At 69.4% G+C, this 18,229-nt stretch carries 13 protein-coding genes; 5 read left to right on the forward strand and 8 right to left on the reverse strand.

The genetic code is table 11. The annotated features are described in order from the left end of the window. Positions 1–30 precede the first annotated feature (30 nt). From ACZ56U_RS37360 to ACZ56U_RS37385, 6 genes are read right to left on the reverse strand one after another with little or no spacing between them, the layout of a single operon-like run. Positions 31–2,811: a hypothetical protein gene (locus ACZ56U_RS37360; RefSeq protein WP_469088387.1), complete on the reverse strand. Its 2,781-nt coding sequence runs from the start codon at positions 2,809–2,811 to the stop codon at positions 31–33. Next, on the reverse strand, positions 2,812–3,198 hold the full coding sequence (locus ACZ56U_RS37365) for a hypothetical protein (RefSeq protein WP_469088388.1): 387 nt from the start codon (positions 3,196–3,198) through the stop codon (positions 2,812–2,814). Beyond that, positions 3,198–5,885, reverse strand: a complete 2,688-nt coding sequence (locus ACZ56U_RS37370; protein WP_469088389.1) for an ATP-binding protein — start codon at positions 5,883–5,885, stop codon at positions 3,198–3,200. Before ACZ56U_RS37370 ends, ACZ56U_RS37365 begins: the two co-directional genes overlap by 1 nt. After that, positions 5,882–6,451 (reverse strand): hypothetical protein, encoded by a 570-nt coding sequence (locus tag ACZ56U_RS37375; protein WP_469088390.1) that lies wholly within the window; start codon positions 6,449–6,451, stop codon positions 5,882–5,884. The genes ACZ56U_RS37370 and ACZ56U_RS37375 overlap by 4 nt, the downstream gene beginning before the upstream one ends. Next, positions 6,448–6,789 (reverse strand): hypothetical protein, encoded by a 342-nt coding sequence (locus ACZ56U_RS37380; protein WP_469088391.1) that lies wholly within the window; start codon positions 6,787–6,789, stop codon positions 6,448–6,450. The genes ACZ56U_RS37375 and ACZ56U_RS37380 overlap by 4 nt, the downstream gene beginning before the upstream one ends. Continuing rightward, complete coding sequence (locus ACZ56U_RS37385; protein WP_469088392.1) at positions 6,786–7,643, reverse strand: conjugal transfer protein; 858 nt, start codon at positions 7,641–7,643, stop codon at positions 6,786–6,788. The genes ACZ56U_RS37380 and ACZ56U_RS37385 overlap by 4 nt, the downstream gene beginning before the upstream one ends. 799 nt (positions 7,644–8,442) lie before the next feature. Between ACZ56U_RS37385 and ACZ56U_RS37390 the strand changes: the two genes are divergently transcribed. The 3 genes from ACZ56U_RS37390 to ACZ56U_RS37400 all read left to right on the forward strand — a co-directional run bounded on the left by ACZ56U_RS37390 (position 8,443) and on the right by ACZ56U_RS37400 (position 13,495). Next, entirely contained in the window at positions 8,443–9,888 is a 1,446-nt protein-coding gene (locus tag ACZ56U_RS37390) for a hypothetical protein (RefSeq protein WP_469088393.1), read from the forward strand. Then, on the forward strand, positions 9,885–11,336 hold the full coding sequence (locus ACZ56U_RS37395) for a hypothetical protein (protein ID WP_469088394.1): 1,452 nt from the start codon (positions 9,885–9,887) through the stop codon (positions 11,334–11,336). Before ACZ56U_RS37390 ends, ACZ56U_RS37395 begins: the two co-directional genes overlap by 4 nt. Before the next feature lie 1,079 nt (positions 11,337–12,415). Beyond that, the gene (locus tag ACZ56U_RS37400) at positions 12,416–13,495 is read left to right on the forward strand and encodes a MerR family transcriptional regulator (RefSeq protein WP_469088395.1); all 1,080 of its coding nucleotides are present in this window, start codon (positions 12,416–12,418) and stop codon (positions 13,493–13,495) included. Between the two features lie 973 nt (positions 13,496–14,468). Here ACZ56U_RS37400 and ACZ56U_RS37405 read toward each other — a convergent pair. Continuing rightward, positions 14,469–14,870: a hypothetical protein gene (locus tag ACZ56U_RS37405; protein WP_469088396.1), complete on the reverse strand. Its 402-nt coding sequence runs from the start codon at positions 14,868–14,870 to the stop codon at positions 14,469–14,471. A 112-nt stretch (positions 14,871–14,982) separates the two neighbouring features. Then, positions 14,983–15,159 carry a hypothetical protein gene (locus ACZ56U_RS37410; RefSeq protein WP_469088397.1) on the reverse strand — a complete coding sequence of 59 codons (177 nt, stop codon included), beginning with the start codon at positions 15,157–15,159 and terminating at the stop codon, positions 14,983–14,985. Positions 15,160–15,678: 519 nt separating this feature from the next. Between ACZ56U_RS37410 and ACZ56U_RS37415 the strand changes: the two genes are divergently transcribed. Beyond that, a complete protein-coding gene (locus ACZ56U_RS37415; protein ID WP_469088398.1) occupies positions 15,679–16,452 on the forward strand; it encodes a barstar family protein in 774 nt (257 codons plus the stop codon). 1,273 nt (positions 16,453–17,725) lie between these two features. Then, on the forward strand, positions 17,726–18,199 hold the full coding sequence (locus ACZ56U_RS37420) for a helix-turn-helix domain-containing protein (protein ID WP_469088399.1): 474 nt from the start codon (positions 17,726–17,728) through the stop codon (positions 18,197–18,199). Positions 18,200–18,229 lie beyond the last annotated feature (30 nt).

An 18,229-nucleotide genomic window follows, 5' to 3' on the forward strand; every position in this document is an offset into this window, starting at 1 on the left:
CCCACCGCCTGACGCGGCGTCCAGGCCGGGTCACTCGTCTTCACCGTCCTCAGTGCCCCAGCGCTCCCGCACCTGGCGCAGGCGGTTTTGCCGGTCGTCGTCGGGCGCGTTGTGCCGCATCAGCTCCCGCATCCGGGCCTGCGCCTCGTCGCGCGGGTTGCGCGCCCTGTCGCCCTCGGGACGACGAACGGGTCCGTCAAGTCGGCTGCCGGAGCTTGGCGGCGGCGTTGGGCTGTCGCGGTGGGGGAGCGGCGCGGGAGGCAGCCCTGGCTCAGGACCGGCAGTCGGCCGGGAAGGCCGCGCGGGGGCGGGCGAGGTGCCGCCTGACGGGCGGCTGGCGGTCGCACGCCCAACGGAGGAGGCGCCCGATGCAGTCGTGGTGGGCAGGCGGCGGCCGGTGAACGGGCCGGTCCCGCCGCTGTCGTCGGTGTGCTCGCCGAGGATGCGCTCGACGTGCCGCCTCGTGTCTCCCCAGGCGTGGGCGTCTTCGCGGACGGTGTTGCCCCACACTCGTGCCTGCTGACGGGCATCTTCGGAGTAGCGCGAGCCTCCTGCCCGTGCCCGGCGGACGTTCGTGGGCAGGCCGGCCGTCGCCCCGTACACCATCCGGCCGCCGCGGTTGAGGATGCGGTAACCGCGGTAGCGGACCAGCCGGTTGTGAGCCCGCGTGGACAGCAGGGTGCGATCCGAGTGCTGGTCGTGCAGCACCTCGCCGGTGCGGGCGTCGACGACCTCGCCGTCCTCGTTGCGGTAGCGGTCCGGCGGCCCTCCGGGCCGCCGCGGCCCTCGACCACCCGGGCCTGCGCCGCCGTCCGACGGCCCGCCCTCGTACGGGTCTCCATCGGTGGTGGGCTTGCGCCAGCGGTCCAACTTCTCCGCATCCGGGCGGCGGCCGATCAGCAGCCAGTGCGCCCCCTTCGCCCCCAGGCGGGCGCCGGTCAGCCCGAGCCTGGCCCCCAGCCCGCCCGCAGCCACCGCCGCAGTGACCGGCGCCAGCCCCCGCCCGGCCTCGGCCCTCGCGTCGGCGAACACCCGGCCGGTGTCCACCGGCATACCCGCCCCGTCGAACACCGAGGTGAGCGCACCCATCAGCCGCTGGCGGGTGCCGAGCATGGCGAACCGGCCCCCGCCGCCGGTGAAGGCGCGCAGACCACCGCCGCCGTACCCGCCGAGCGCGGCGGGGGAGTTCATCGCGAGGGCGGCGCCGAGTTCGGAGGTGTCGCCGGGCAGGTGAGTGCCGCCGATCTTGGCGTAGCGCATCCGCATCGCCATGCGCCTCCCGAAGGAGGTGATACCGGTCAGCAGGCGGCGGTGCCCGGCCGCGCCGACGATCGCCAGCACATCGATCAGCAGGATCCGTTCGACCATCAGGTCGGGTCCGGCGGTGATGGTGGCGTCCACGGCGATGCCGAAGAACGGCACGAACGCGCAGATCCCGACCATCGCGAGGATCGCTATGCCCCAGATCGACAGCCACTTCCACACCGATTGGCGCGCCGGGCCGGGCAGCATCCCCGCGATGAAGGCCAGCCCTCCGGCGGCCGCCGCGGCCGCGCCGATGCCCTGCGTGCCCAGCAGCACGATCGCGCTGGACAGCAGCATGCCGCAGATGAAGAACGCCGCGATCAGCAGGAGGGCGGCGCCGCCGACTCGCCACCAGGTCGGCTTCTGCGCATAAGCGGCACACGCTTTGCCGACGGCCCCCGCGTCTTCGAGGTCCTCGAGGAAGGCGGCGAACTGCTGGCCTTCCTCACTGAACTGCGCGCTGTCGATGTCCCCCAGCGACTGCCCCGGCGCGAGCCCCACCGCGGGCGGATCCGCTGTCGGGTCACCGGCGGCAGCACCGGGGTTGCCGTCACGCTCGCAGTACTTCTTGGCCGGCCCCTTGATCCGATCGCACGTGTCGTCGTCCTGCCCGCTTTCCCCGTCCTGGTCTCCTGCCTTGTAGCCGCCGGTGATCCATTTCAGATGGACGGCATAGGCCTTGCGATCGGAGGCCTTGGCCGGGTCCAAGATGCGGCCGTACTGCAGCAGCATGTACGGCTTGACGATCAACGCATTGCTGATCGAGTCCTGCAGCGGACGGGACACATCCGTGGAGGCAACCGGCGCAGCAGCCTCCTCCTCAAGGCACTTGGCCTCCTGCGCACCGGCCATCCGATCGCACGGACCCAGACTCGCCAGCTTGCCGCCCCAGTCATACGAGGCGACGCTCTCCTGCGCCACCTCAGCCGCCACCTGCTGGGTCTGCCCGAGCGGACCGTCCTGGGCGAGCAGGTAATCGGGGCGCACGAATGTCGACGCGGCGAACGCCGCAATCAGCAGGGTCAGGAAGATCTCGCCCAGACCATGGCCGACCCGCCCCCGCACGATCATGAAGGCGGCGAACACGAACGCCCACGCCAGCAACAGCCCCTTCAGCCCCAGGGTGTCGACAACGACCGTCTCGTACGCGTCAGCGACCCGTTGCGCCGGTTTGATGAGGATCTTCAGCAGCGGGAACCGGAACGCGAGCTCGATCGCCCACCCGGCCAACCCGACCAGCAACCGAATCACGGTGAACAGCCCAGACAGGGCGAAGGCGAGGGACTGCGCCTGGAAACTGAAGATGGAACCGCCCTGCGCATTGAGCTCGTAGCCGTTGATCGGCACACCTTCGGAGGACGTGATGTTCAGCGGGGACAGCAGGTCTCCGGTCTCGCCGGTGCTGCTCGCCGCGTACACGACCTGGCTGTTGACCGTCACGAACACACCGGTGAGGACCACCACGAAGCCGGCCGAGCGGAGCGTGGCGCGGTCTGGACGAAACATTCAGGCCCGCCCTCGCGCCGCGGCGCTGCGGCGCCGCCAGATCACCAGGGCTGCCAGGCCTGCTCCGGCGGGCACCAGGCGCCACGCCGCATCACCAAGATCCTGGCTGGCAGCAACAGGAGACGAGACCGAGGCGGACACCCCGCGCTCGCAGTACTCCCTGGCCGGTCCCGCGATCACCTCGCAGGGATCCTGCCGGGGAGCGGAGGACGAGGGCTCGGTGGCGAACGCGGCTCCGGTGCGCGGCCACCACGACTCCGGCAGGTTCGCCCCCACCACCAGGACGACGATGGCCGCCGCCACGGCGCTCAAGGTCAGCACGCTCGCCACGGCGGCCAGCCGCGGGGAGCGGGCAGATGGGGAGAACGACGAGGCAGTGGTGGGCATCAGGCGTATCCCTTCGGGTGTGCACCGACACGCTCGCCGCAGGGCTGTTCGGTCGCAGCAGACGCAGACGCGCTCGTGCGGCCTCCCGGGGTGGTGGTGATGGACGTGGCGATGCGCGTGATGCGGGGGATGACGGCTTTGATCCGGCCGGTGTTCTGCCGCGGGCAGGTCAGCAGAAACTCGCCTTCACGGCCCTTGTGACCGACCGGGGACAGACCCGTGGTCACCAGCCGCAGCAGCTCTGGGTCGTCGGGGTCGAGGCCAATGAACTCCAGACCGCGCCGGGCGCGTTCACGATCCGCGGTCCGTGCGAGAGCCCGGTAGGCCATCAGCCCGCGGTCCGGACCGAGCTCGGCCGCGTCGTGCGAGCCGGCCAGCAGCCCGGCACCGTGCTTGCGGCCGTCGTGGAGGATCTCGTGGACCAGTGCGGTCCCCTCCGCGGAGGAGGTCAGCCAGTACAGCTCGTCCAGGACCACGGCGGTGAACCGTGCCGGGTCTTCGAACGCGGTCTGCCGGGCGAGGGCTGCGATCAGGTAGAGGACCGCCCGCCCGATCAGCGCTTCCAGCGGCTGCTGGTGCAGCACTTCCGGATTGACGAAGGCCGCCTTCGGTGGCAGCTTCAGACCGGCCGTCGTGATGACGATCATGTCGTGGGCGGTAGAGGCGTCCAGCCGCACCGGCGGCAGCGCCGGGTCGAACACCATCGCCGCCAACGGGTTGGTGGCAACCACGCGGATGAGACCGGCCAGGGTGGCGGCCGCGTCCTGCCGCCTGCTCGCCTCACCCGTGGCCATCTCGTCCAGGACCTGAAGCACCCGATCCATGGACGGGCTCTCGCTCGCAGCGGCCTGTTCGACGGCGTGGTGCAGGACTTCGCCGCCTGTGCTCATCGGGCCGATGCCAAGCTGCAGCGTCAGATAGGACAGGGCGTAATGGCGGCCCTCAGGCCCGGGAAACATCCGCAGTGGATCGATGGACACCTCGGCCTGCGCGGCGTCAATGATCTGCACCCGGCCCTGGGCGGCGGTCCGCGCGAAGGTGGCCCACTCGCGTACGGGGGTGCGGTCGATGCAGATCGCGCAGCCGCCGCGCGCCCACACGGCCTCGGTGATCAGCTTCTGCAGGACACTCTTGCCCGCGCCGAGGTCGCCGACGATGCCCATGGAGGCGGAAGCGTCCTGCTTGGGCGCATCCGCGACGTTGATCATGACGGGGCGGGTGGTACCGCAGTCCAGGTCGATCCCGAGGAACATCCCGTTCGGATCACCGACCTCGCCGAGGGTGAAGGCCCCGGACAGTGCCCAGTCCTCACTCACCTGATGCTGGGTGAACTCCCGCACCACACCGGGCCGCACGGTGCCGGGCAGCCCCAGTATGAAGAGAGCTTCCTGCAGACCGGCCGGCCGCACCGCCCGGTAATCGGCCCCACCGAGGAGGGCCGCCAGGGCGCGGGCCCGGGAGTCGCAGATCGCGGCGGTCGGCCCCCACACCGTCAGCACCGTCACCGACTGCACCTCGACCTCCACGCTGGTGCGCGACAGCCGCGCATCCAGTTCGCCCAGGTCACGTGCGGCCTCACTGAGTGAGGCGGGCATGCCGGTGGGGCGGGCGTCGTACTGGTCGGCCTGGTCAATGAGTTCGTTCTTCTTGCGCTGCACCTGCGCCCGCGCCTTCTCCGCCGGCACCAAGGTGAGGTCGATGGCGTAGTCGACCGGAAAGTCCAAGGACTCCAGCTGGGCAAAGAGGTCCGCGGCACCCTGGCTGACCGCGGGCGGGCACTCGGCCAGCGCCAAGTGGGCCTGGTAGCCGGTCCCGGCGTCAGTTTCGACCTGCAACCAGCGCCGCCCCAGCGGAGAGCCACCGTTGATCCGCCACCAGGCCGTGCGGCCCGACCGGGTAATCGGGCCCGCGCTCTTGAGTTCACCGACGTCGTCCAGTTCGGGGTCGATGCCGCCCTCCTGTAGACGGACCTGCCCGAGGTCGGCATAGCTGGGGGAGCGCAGCACTCCGTCCCGCAGCTGCCCGCCATAGAGGTCGCTGTCCTCTGCCTCCGCCAGCAGAGGCTCGGCAACGCCGCGGTGCAGGGCGTGCCGGATCATCCACACGACCTCCGCCGGGCGGGCCGGACGGAACGCGATGCCGCCGGCCAGCGCGGCCTCCACCCGGGCGGCCTGCTCCTGGTAGGCGCTCACCTCGCGGCGAGCGATGGGGCCGGGGCGCATGCCGAGGGTGGGAGCCAGTTCTGCCCAGGCTGAGCCGAGCGACGCCGCCACCTGAAGCCCGGTGGTCTCGGTCTGCAGGGGCACCGCGAGCCACAGGGTGCGGCGGTGCATCTCTTGGTCGTCCAGGAGATCCAGGGTGGCTTCGACGTTCTCCACCCACGGATGGTCAGCGCCCGGCACGATGCCAGCGGGCTTGATGCCCTCGATCATCTTCAGGACGACCTCGCCGGGATCAACTTGCGCGGCCAGCCCGAACAATCTGGGTGCCCCGGACAGGGAACGCACCATGTGTGTGATCTTGGCGAGCTGTTCGTCACGGACCGCGGCAGGCACATAAGTGCCCTGGACGCTCTCCTCGACCTGCCCGCGCGCATCCGGGCCCGGGTGCAGGCGGTAGAGAGCCCACACGCTGCCGTGCGTCGACCACACCAGGTGCCCGGCGATGTGACGGATCGGAACCCTCACCGCAGACCCCCGCCCTGCCCGGCGCGCGCGAGCAACTGCTGCACACCCGACACCGGACCCGCCGGCGCCACGCAAGCAGCCGGCTCCGCGCGGCGGCCCGGGTACGGGCGTCCTGCGGCCGGGCGCGCTACCCGGGAGGCACGCGGCACACCCGCACGCGGTGGTGCGGGCGCCGCGGCGAGTGCGGGCGCACCCTCGATCGTGAAACCCCCGAGCAGGGGGCGGACACCACGATCGCGGGCGGCCCGCCCACCGATGCGCCCTCCGCGTGGCTGCCAGGCCAGCAGCACCCAGCCCAATGCCGCCTGCATCGGGGTACGCCCCCGGAGCCTCGGGCGGCGGAGCACCCAGATCGCCAGCAGCCAAGCCGCGATCGGGACCGGCCCCAGCACCGACCACCAGCTGATGGTCTTCACCAGAACAATGCCGCCGACGACGGCGACCGCGATCTGCGCGGGCGTGTACGGGCCGAGCGGGATCTTCCAGTCGGCGACCTTGCCCAGCACCCACGGGTGGCGGCGCGCGGCGGTGTAGAAGCGGCCCACCCGGCCGCCGCCGGCGGTCACAGCCAGCCCCCGGCGTCGGGCGAGTGCACGCGGGATGTCGGGAACTCCGGCTGGACCGTGCCCGGGACAGCGGGTCCGCCCTGGGAGGGGTTGTTCACCTCGTCCTCGAACATGTCCGCGAGGCTCTCGCGTGAGTTGTAGAGCCCCAGCGCGATGATCATCAACAGCAGGGCGCCGATCCCGGCCTTCAGACTGAACTTCTGGATCATGATGATGACGACCAGGACCAGCAGACCGGCCTGCAGACCCTTGGTCGCCCAGTCCTGGAACATGGTGATCCACGAGTCGCCCAGATCGTCCAGCTCCCCCGCGACCATCAAGCTGTGCACAGTGGTCATCGGGCACCCCCGCCCTGAGCGGTGCCCGACTCCAGCGCGGACACCTCCCAGCGGCCGGAGCGGGCAGCGAGCGCGAGCTCGTACGCCAACGGCCACCGCCCGTCGGCGTCCCGGGCCTCCACGCGGACCATGACCCGCACCCGTGTCCCGTCCGCGGGGACGGACTCGGCGGCCGCGGCCTCATCGGCGGCCAGCAGCTGCTCGACCATGACGGTCTTGTAGGGGGCGGGGGAGATCGGTGACAGGCGAACCCCGGGAGCGAGGTAGCGGTCGACCTCCCCGGCACCGGTCAGGTAGCCGGCGAGGAACTCCCCAACCGCGGACGGCAGATCACCACCCGTCGGCACCGTCACCGTGTACGGCGACGGCGGCCCCTCGATGCGCGACGGGGACGCCACGACCGCGGGGGCGGCGGACACCGTGAACGAGGCGCCTGCGCGATCGGCGAGGACCGGCACGGCGAAGTAGCGCACCCGTCCGTCGGCGTACTGCGCAGCCAGCGTCACCGACCACGCCTGGTCACTCTGCTGAGCAGTGCGCACCGCCACGACCGACTCGGGCCCGGGCTGCGCAGCGGCCCCCTCGGGGAGATCAACATTGGGAGCCATGGACTGCGCAAGCCGGGCCTGCGCACTGCTCTCATCCCCTGCGCGGCTGCGCAGCCACGCGGTGAGGAACACCGAGGCGTATCCGCCCGGGTTGCCCGGCACGGCCACCTTCACGGGGACCGGCTTCGTGGCGGGCGCCGCACGCACCACGGTCGCCGGGCTGGCCACCGTGACGGCCAGCGCGACAGGCCCGGCCGCCATCACGGCCCACACGCTCAGCCGGGTCAGGCGGACCCGGCGCCGCATCTGCTGCAGCCGAGCCCCCGCAGCGGTCGCAGGAACAGCTTGTTCCTCCACTGCCTGCTTGGCACGAGACATTCCGAACTCCCAGGTCAGAACCAGTCGTTGCTTCTGACCCGAGACAACCCGCCACCCCAGACCACACCGCAGACCACGAAGGCCGGACCACGATCACGAAAGGGATACAAAGCCGTGGTACGGCCTGTGGCACGGCCAGACCACGAGCCGCACCACGACATTTCGACACCCCACGACGCCCTGCGCAGAGGAGGACCTCCGCGCGGGTTGCCGGGAGGCCAGATGCGCACTGCGCAACCGTCTGAAGCGGTCCGGCAAGCAGTGGCACGTCCCTACACCGGCCGGGCTGCGCAGTCACCCGCACAAGTCGATTGCGCACAAGCCGCCGCCGGTGCGCAGGACCCGACCAAGGCTGAGCAGTTGGCTGCGCAGGACGCGGGCCGGGTTGCGCAGTCACCGGCACAAGCCGATTGCGCAGGATCCGCGCACCGATTGCGCAGGACGCCGGGCATGGCTGCGCAGTCGGTCGTGCGCACCGATTGCGCAGGAGAGCTGGGATGCGTGGTACGGCCCGACCATGGGCGTACCAGGGACGTCCACAGCGCAAGTTGTCGGATCGTGACCGTTGGTCGGCCCTGGTGGTCTGCAGTCTGGTCGGGGGTGCTGGGTGAGCTGACGGCATGGATCTCGCCCACGTCTGTTGGACAGACGCCCCGGTCCGCCCCGCTCCCTCGGATAGGCAGCAGCGCGTCGGCGGCCGCGGGTGCCTAGCGTGCGAGGGACCGTGATGAGCCGCTTCGGGGCGGGGATCCGGCGCGGGGTGATGGCAGCGGATCAGTTCACGCAGATCGCCAACGGTCTCTTCCGTGACGAGCGGCTGTCCTTCAAGGCCAAGGGCATCTTCGGCTCCATCAGTACCCACCGCAACGGCTGGCAGGTGACCGTCGCCGATCTCATGCGGGCCGGGCCCGATGGCCGGGACGCGGTACGGGCCGGCTTGAGCGAACTGCAGACCTACGGCTACCTGGTGCGCGAACAACTACGGCGAGACGACGGGACCCTCGGCGAGATCGTCTACTCCATCACCGACCGTCCCGCGACCAGCGACACCCATCTCCCGCAGCCCGGCGCGGTGTTGACCTCCCTGCCCGCGCAGGGGCTCGGTAGCGGGGCGGGGATCCGCCGGGGGGTGATGGCGGCGGATCAGTTCACGCAGATCGCCAACGGTCTCTTGCGTGACGAGCGGCTGTCCTTCAAGGCGAAGGGGCTGTTGGGTCTGATCAGCACGCACCGGGACGGTTGGCGGGTATCAGTCTCCGACCTGACGCGCCGCGGCCGTGACGGAGATGCGGCCGTGAAAAGCGGCCTCAAGGAGCTGGAGCAGCACGGCTTCCTGCTGAGGGAACGGGCCCGCAACCAGGACGGCACCCTCGGTGCGGTCACGTACTGCATCACGGACCTGCCGAGTCTGGAAAACAGCAGGTCGCAACCGATGTCGGGTTTTCCACCAGTGGATGAGCCGACGTCGGTCAATCGCTCCCTTAAGAACACCAACAGAAAGAACACCACTCAGCAGAACACCAGCCCCCTCCGTCCGTGCGTGCGCGGCCACGCCGCACACACCCTCAGCGGGACACCAGCCCCGGATACGTCCGCCCCCGTGCCGCCGGCCGACGACCTCCATCCCGGCATCCGCCTGCTGCTGGAGATCGCAGCGAACCATCCCGAACTCCTGCTGACGGGGAAGGCGCTGACCGACCAGGGCCGCGTCTGCACGGTGATGATGGAGTCCGGCTGGAGCGGCGAGCAGCTGCAGCACGTCATCACCGGCCGGCCCTTGCCGCAGCCGGTGCGCACCTCCGTCGGCGCGATCATCGCCGCCCGCCTGCGAGCCGCTCAGGCCTATCCCCCGCCCGCCCAGGCATACCCGCCCGCCCTCGCCGCCGACCACCACGACGAGCCTGCCTGGGACGACCGGCGACCGCCTGCGGCCAACTCCGCGGCCGCGCGCACCGTGAACGAGGCCCTCACCTACCGAGCGCTCGTCGAATGCACCGGCTGCGGCAGGCCCGGCACCGCCCCCGGCGAGGACCTCTGCCCGGCCTGCCTCGACTGGCCGCCGTGCCGCACCTGCCCCGGCCCCACGCCCCGGCGCGCCCACCCCGACAGCGACGGCCGCTGCACGACATGCGGCTCCGCCGGAGCCGACCCGACGGAAAGAAGCACCCCGTGACGAATCCCCTCCGTACCCCGCGGCCAGCCGCGGCTGCGCATCACGAGCGCCCCTTCGCCCGCAACCCGGCACAGTGGGCCAGGCAACGTTCCCGCGCCCTGCGCACCGGCCACGTTCCAGGCCCCACCTGCTCGCCCGCGTGCGAACTCGTCCTCGTCCACGAACGCACCCCCTGGGGGTGGCTCGCCTGGACCGTCCCCGGCGACGGCAGCCGGCCCGAGATCCCCCATCAGATCGCAGTGCTCACCCCAGGTGCGAGCCGCAGGCAGCGCATCGTCCTGCGCTGGCTGACCAGACGCCCCGCCAGGCATCTCACCCTGGACACCGTCCCTGGATCCCTACGGTTCTCCACCGCCGCCGTTGCCCTCATCAGCGTCATGGCCGGCCTGTTCGCCCTCAGCCGGGGGGTCCCCACGCATGTCACGGTGCCGGCGATGCTGTTGGCTCTGTTGCTTGCCGAGCACCTGCCTGGACGGCTGGACGCCCAGGCCCGCGCATACGTACACATCGTCGAGGGCGACGGTCCGTGCCGCTACCTGCAGCGTCTCGCCACCCTGCACGCCTTCCTCGTCCAGGCCGCCGCCGGCAGTGACCGGTACGAACTGCGCCGCTCGGCCGAGATCGGCCAGCAGCTGCTGTTCGACGCAGCCGGCCTGCTCCAGGGCGTGGACACGCTGGCGGCCTCGGAGCACCTCATCACCCGCGAGCGGTTGATGACTCAGCTCGCCGACCACGTCACCCAGACCCTCGAGCGCACCCGCGCCGCATCAACGTCCGGACAAGCGGACCAGCCCTCTGACGGCGAAGGCCCGTTGGGCCCACTCCCGCCCGGCTTCGAGCCTGCGGCTCGGCCAACCCCTGCATCCGCGCCCGGCACTTCACTACTGAAGGGAAACCTCCCCATGCCCCAAACGCAGACTCAGACTGGCACCGCGGACGTTTACCTGCTCTTCGCACACGAGGCGTACTACCCCGACACCGGCACGGGCACCCAGGAGATCAACACCACCGTGGTCGCCGCCGACTCCCTGCTCCACCCCCGCCTGCGACAGCCCGACGGCGCCCGGATACACGAGCGGCTCACCCGGGGACGCCAGCCAGGCGAGATCATCCCGCTGTCCACGCTCACCCACGAACTCGACGGCGGCACAGGCTGGCCTTCGGTCGGTGACTGGGAGACGGTCACCACCGACCTCGTCCAGCTCGTCCGCACGGGCCAGTGCGACGCCCTCAGCCTCGGCCTGCCCGAGATCGGACGCGCCCTCGTCTGCGCCGGCCCCACCAGCCACGTGCGGGCCTACGACACCGCCGCCGACCAGTTCATCACCTACGGGCCCCAGGAACGCGCCGCGCTCCTGGCCGAGGTCGACATGTTCCTCACCGCCCTCGTCGCCGAGCGGGAGTTCTGGCCGGGCGACGGTCTGCTTACCCCGCTCTTCCGCCCCTGACGGAGTCTCGCCAGCACTGCACGGCGCCCCAGGCCTTGGCCTGGGGCGCCGAATTCGTTAAGCGGCGGCCGAACCGTTGGGTTCTGTCCGGCCGATCTTGGGTGGTGGGAGGATACGGTCCATGACGTGCATCCGAAGGGCCCATGCCGCGTAGAACACCAGCCGCACTTCGGTTGCGGGAACGCAGCTGGCGAAGACCCTGGGTGCGGTATCGCGATATCCCGGGTCTGTCAGGAGCGGCGAACGCCGCGGTCCGTGTACTCGAACGCGAGTGATTGTCTCCAGGCATCGTGGCAGTGGCGCTGAGCGTGTGGTCCGTGCGCGTCCACGGCACCAAGCGCCGGTGGAGGCAATGGGAGGCTGAGTTCACCTGCTCCTGCTGCGGCGAGGGGTGGGCCCGGGACAAGCTGCAAGAGGCTCTGCTCATGCTTCCGCCAAAAGCCGCCGGCGAACTCCGAGCGCAGGTGGAGCACCTGGACGCGGTGCTCCTCGGGCGAACGCATCACGAGTCGATGGCAGATCCGGAGTTGGCGTGGTGGCATCGCAGATGCTGAGCGCACCCATGCCGCCCACTGATTCGTTGGCCGTTGTATGTGCTCACGGCGGGCCAGTAGGCGGACTGCACGCAGTTCGAGCCGGTCGTGGAGCGCATTCGGGTGCCGCGCATCGGGCTGGTCCCCCCCGGCACTACACCGGACAGCGTGAGCGCCGATAAGGCCTGCAGTAACGGGCGGACCAGTCGCTATCTGCGGCGACGAGGCATCCGCCCCACGTTATTCCCGAGAAGAGTGATCAGACTGTGCACCGCGTACGCCGGCGTCGCGCAGGGTCTCAATGCTGCGCGGCACAGCCGGATGAGCGGCTTGAGCGTCGTCCGACTGTGGCCCTCCCGTCTCACTGGACTGTGGGCATCTCTGATCATCGGCCCACGACGCCCGGACCCATCTGAGAGGGAACGGCTCGGCATCGGCCGAGACCCATGGGACGCAGCCGAGCAGTGCCATGGTTGACCTTCACCTTGGGGGAGCCCACAGCATCGGTGGGGCCGGGCGACGGGCTCGGCAGGAGGAGGAACGAGCATGGGGTTGCTCACCATCGGGGCGTTCGCGAAGGCGTCTCGACTGTCGCCGAAGGCACTGCGTCTTTACGACGAACTCGGTCTGCTGACCCCGGCTCGTGTCGACCCGGTGACCGGCTACCGCCTTTACGCGCCAGAACAACTGGAGCAGGCCAGGCTGGTCGCCTGGCTCCGCCGCCTGGGAATGCCTCTGGCCCGCATCCAGCACGTCTGCACGCTGGATGCAGGCGCGGCAGCCCAGGAAGTTCGCGCGTTCTGGGTCCAGGTCGAGGCCGACACCGCCGCACGGCGGGACCTGGCCACCTTCCTCATCGACCATCTGTCTTGGAAGGACCCTGTCATGTCCCCGACCACCAAGCCCCTGGGAATCCGTTACGCCGCTCTGTCCGACACGGGTCTGCTCCGCGAGAGCAACCAGGACACCGCCTACGCCGGCCCGCGTCTGCTCGCCGTCGCCGACGGTTGTGGCAGTCGAGGAGCCCCTGCCAGCGCAGCCGCCGTCGGCGCGCTCAAGCATCTCGAAAGCGACAGCATCCCAGCGGGCAATCTCCTCAACGTCCTCGAAGACGTCATCGAACAGGCCAAACAGGCCGTCCACGACGTTGCCGGAACCGGCTGTTCGCCCGAAGGCACCGGCACGACACTCACCGCGATGCTCTGGACCGGATCGCAGCTGGGCCTCGTCCACATAGGCGACTCCCGCGTCTACCTCTTGCGCGACGGAGAACTGTGCCAGATCACGCACGACCACACCATGGTCCAGTCCATGGTCGACGAGGGACGGCTCACCCTGGAAGAAGCCGCGTCCCACCCCCAGCGGTCGCTGTTGGTCCGGGCCTTGGGGCAAGGAGCCGACACCACCACTGACATGCGCCTCCACGACGCCCGACGGGGGGATCGATATCTGCTCTGCTCCGACGGTCTGTCGACCGTCGTGCCGACCGAGGAAATCCGCCGGGTGCTCTCCGAGATCCGCGAGCCCGAGCAGGCCGTCCGCGAACTCATCACCCTTGCCAACGGCGCCGGCGGCCCCGACAACGTCAGCTGCGTGGTCGCCGACGTCACGGAGTTCCAGCAGTAGGAGCGAGCGCCATGCACTTCGAGTTGCACCAGATCCGCTCTCAAGAACTCATCAGTGATGCCGACGAGCACCGACTTGCCCAACAAGTCACACGAGCGAAGTCGGCTCCCCGAGCTACGGCAGTCAGCACGTCGCGACCCACTCCACGGCGTCTGCTGGCCTGGCTCCGCGGATGAACACCACACTGCCTACGGTTGAGCGGGACGCCTCCGTCCCGACCTGTCCCACGCAACCGTAGTCACCACAGGTCAGAGCCCCGCCCTGCCCACAGTCATCTGGGACAGGACAACCTGCCATGCGGACGTCGTTGCACGGTGAGTCGCGAGGAACGTGCCGTGACGAACTGCTTGCAATGGTGGCCAGGACATCGTCGTCGTGCCGCTCGCGCGGACTCGCCGCACTCGACGCGATGGAGGAGCGGTGGGGGACGGCTCTGCGCTCATCGCCGACTACCTACACGGAAAGCTGCTGACGGTCGTATCTCGCGGCTGGGGGCACCACTGGGCGGATGTGCCGGACGTTCGGGTCGTGCCGATCGGCGGATGGGTCGTAGTGCCGACCCCCGGCAGCATCGGGTCGCGCTGAGCCTGCGTCCCCCACATCCGTCGCCTTCTTGGGAGGATCAAGTCGAAGGGGAAGACGGTGCGGACGAGACTCTCGTCGGGCTTCACCACGGCCGTCTCCATCCTTCGATGTCTGCCGGCGCCCTCAACGCTCACCGGTCGTTCGAGGCATTCACCGATTCTTCCGCAGAATCCAGCGTGGTGGCCCAGCCAGCGCGCACTCCGATTGCCCCCGATCCGCCCGATGCCTGTGCCCCATGGGCTCGGGCGCGGGAGCCCCGGCCGGCCGTTGCACCCGGCCCGGTTGGGGGCTCCTCCATGTTCACAGCCAGACGACAACGAGCCTGCGCACCTGTCCTTGGACCTTGATGAGGACCTCTGAAAATGACTTCCGTGAAGCCGTGGGATCGCTAGAGCGGGATCTGGCCCAGCGTGATATCGACGGCGCGAGCCGGCCCGAGGGGGTTGTCCACGGCGACGGTGACACGGTGTCTGCCAGGCCGACCCACGAGGTTTGTGGTGAAGCGGCTTTGGCCGATGACGTCTCCGACGACGAGCCGTCCATCGAACAGGAGAAGGGAGCCGTCAAACACGGTGGTGAAGCCATCCTGTGTCGTCCCGACGCTGGTGATGTCCTCGACAAACACTCGCACCTTGACCAGGGTGACCTGTGCCTGGACGCGGACGACAACGTGGGTTTCGCACCCAGCGGCCGGCCGATCCTGCAGCGCGAGTGTGGTTGGGATCCACTCGGTGGAGCCGAGAGCCATCACAGGATGGTTCAGGTACAGGTCCAAGCCTGCGATCTGCACAGCTCGTGCTCCGTTCATTCCCTGGGCGTCTCGCGAAGGATAAAGCCACGCTGTGACAGTGGTTGCGAGGTGTCAGCGGTCATGCATTTCCCCAGTTTCGGCCGCCTGAGCGTCACGTAATGGGCTGTGGCCCGCATTTCGTGACGATCACGTCTCGTCCGGCCCCGGTCTCGTGACGCGCCTGGACCGGCCCGCCGAGGGTCGCCGCGGGCTCGCCATGCTGCAGGTCGTGGATCGCGAAGACCTTGCTGCTGCCTTCGAATGACATCCGACCGATGCCGCCGGTCACGCCCGATGCCGCCGGTCACGCTGCCCTGGCCTTGCGGGCGGGCGCAGCCTTCAAGGTATGGGGCGAAAAAGTGCATCCAGCTCGTCAATACCTCGACGTCTAGGCATGGCGGGGGTGTGCACCAGGTTGTACACGAGGCGCTCAGGTTCGACAGCGGCGTGGAGACGTCGTTGCCGAGGTCGCCGCGGCTGGTGCCGCCGGCGGCATGGGTGGGGTTGAAACGCCCGAGGAGTTGGCGCAGCCGACCGTGGATGCCCGGCTCGCCGTACGCGGGAGCGACGGTGACCTGCTTGCCCACGTAGGCGTCGTTCAGGCAGGCGGAAATGTCCCGGTCGGGGGCCCAGTCGGCGTCGACCAGGAGGTCCCGACCTACTGTGGCGCGGGAGCGTTGAGGTGATCGTCTTCGTAGGCTGGCTGCCCTGTAATCCAGCTGCCCCGGGGTGGGGCCGTCGGTAGGCTCCCCGCACGGGAGGTGTCATGGACCCAGCGGGTGGGGCTGGTCAGGGATGTAAATACGCCTTGACCAGTGACGAGGACGATGACGAGTTCTGGGGGTTCGTGCGGGACGCCAAAGGGTTGTTCGAACCCCAGGAAGACGGTCTTCGGCAGGTTGAACTGCTGGGGTGCTCGCCGCAGGGAAAGTTCCTGACCAGCCTCGATCATCTGGGGAGCCGGAGAGCGAGGGCGGGCGGGGCCCATCTGGCATTTCTCGACGTTGACGGTATCGAAATGGGTTCGTACTTCGTCAGCGGGGTGACCGCGATGGCTGCGAGGCCGTCCGTGCACGGCGATGGCCTGTTCGATGTCGAAGTACGCCTGTGGTGCGATGAACTGCTCCCTGGGGCCGCGGAAATCTGGGACCTGCTCCGCACGGGGAGTCTCGACCGCAAGGGCTTGTGGGAGGACCTCGACGCGGTAGGCCGGAAGGCGTGGTTGTCCGTCGCGCTGTGGTCCCGCACGTACCAGCGTCGCGGACACCCTGAAGATGCCGCACCGGGACAGGTGTTCACCCTGGACGGTCGGCAGGTCGCCGATATCAGCAGCTTCTACTGCGCGCTGGGAGAAGCGATCAACGGCCCCGGCGGGTACTTCGGATGGAACCTCGCTGCCGTGGACGACTGTCTGCGCGGAGGCTTTGGCGCCAAGCCACCCTTCACCCTGGAATGGCTGTACCCGAACGCCGTGATCACAGACCTGACCGGTCATCCCGCGGCGCGCAGTGACACCGTCACCGAATTCCAGATGCTTCTTGAGATCTTCGCCGACCGCGACGTCACCGTCCTCATGCGGTGAACAAAGGGCTCTCAAGGCCCAAAGAAGGGGCCGCACAGCTCGCCGCCCACGGCCAAGGACTGGGGCGCCGAGTCTCCTGCGGGGAGTGGGACAACCTCTCATCCCAGGGCTGCCCCACCCTGACGGGCGGCGGTGCCCCTGAGGCGCGCGCGAGCATGTGGGCGCCGGACGGGAGCGCGGTCAGAACCAGGTCATCGCGGTAGTCGGACACCTGCACGTAGCCCCCCGGCATCGTGTCCAGACGCAGCTGGTCGGGCGTTCAGCGACACTCAAGATGTTTATGTAGGCGGGGAGTTGACGGCATGCTGTGTCCCGACGGATTCGGACGCATGTCTGCGCGATTGTGGTGTTGGGCGGGCCAGGAGCCGTCCCCGGCGGCCAGCTATGCACGCGGCGAGGCGGCGAGATCACAGGTCTGTTTTCAGCGGGGGGTTCCATGGGATCGGATGAACAGTGGTACGTGCTGGTCGAGAGGAACTCCAGCTCCGGGTCCGACTCCTATTGGGAGTTGCGGGATAAGCACCATGTCGAGGGCGGCCGGGCGGCGGCACTGTCCCGGGCGGAGGAAATCTGCCGCATATGGGACCCAGGCTGGGAGCCGGAGGAGAAGACCGGTAGGACCGTCTTTCAGATCTCCGAGACGAGCTGGCTGGTGGAGGTGACCAGAGAGTGGTGGAGCGAGTTGTACGATGAGCCCTTCACCACCAAGGGACTCTTCCGCGTCACGGTTGCGCGACTCGTCCATGCCAAGGAGACCCCGCCAGCACGTCGGCCTGAGAAGAAGGCCGGGGTAATGCGTCGAGCTTTTGGTGGCGGACGGTAGCGGGCTCGTGGTGGTTGTGATCGTTTTTCCGGGCATCTCGATGGTCGCGATCGGTCTCCTGTGAGCCACCGGTCCCTTGCCGACGACAGCGACACCTCACTGACGGCCGCTCTGCCGTGGCGCCCTCCTGCGGGGCGTCCCCGTCGCCGTTCGTCGGCATCGTGATCGCCGCCTTCGTACGTAGGCATTTTTAACGCCAGGCGACAGTTGGCCCCAGTCTTCGATCACTGGCCGGGAGCAGGGTCTCGATGTCGTCCGCCTGCGCCTGTCCCGCATAGGCGGTCAGTTCGCTACCAACCCTGCGCCGCCATTGCCGCAGGATGGGGAGAGCTGACCGCATCCACCGACCAGGGCGATCGCGCGGGCCTCCATCGGCCCAGGACACTCGGCGAACGCGGGGGCATGGCCCGTGGGGTGCTGATGGCGACCTTCGCCTGTGCCGGAGCAGGCGTGGGAGATCATGTTGAGGGTCTCGCAGCACGGCAATCAGCAGGCATCACCAGCGCCCTCGACCTCATGCTGTCCCTGGTCCAGGAAGACCACGGCCAGCCCCTGGCCCGCCACGTCTCCCGCCACCTCGTCATCTATCTCCAACGCCCCGGCACCCAGGCACAGATGAGCGTGTTCACCGCTGCCCCTCCGCCCGACCACGACGTCGTCCGCCGCCTCGTTGACCACATCCACGCCCACCTCGACGGCGACCTCACCACCGTCACCCTGGCCAGCATCGCCCGGGTCAGCGCCCGGCATCTGAACCGGCTGTTCGCGGACCACCTCGGACGGGCACCAGGCCGCTTCATCCGCCAAGCCCGTCTCACCGCAGCCGCACACCTGCTCACCTCCACCACCCTCCCTCTGCCGGGAGTGGCCGCACGCTGCGGTTTCGGATCAGTCGAAACCCTCCGTGGCTTTGTTCACTTCTAGGGGTTCTGGCTCAGGTTCTGTGGAAGGTGA

It is taken from the genome of Streptomyces sp. NPDC034103, assembly GCF_055575395.1.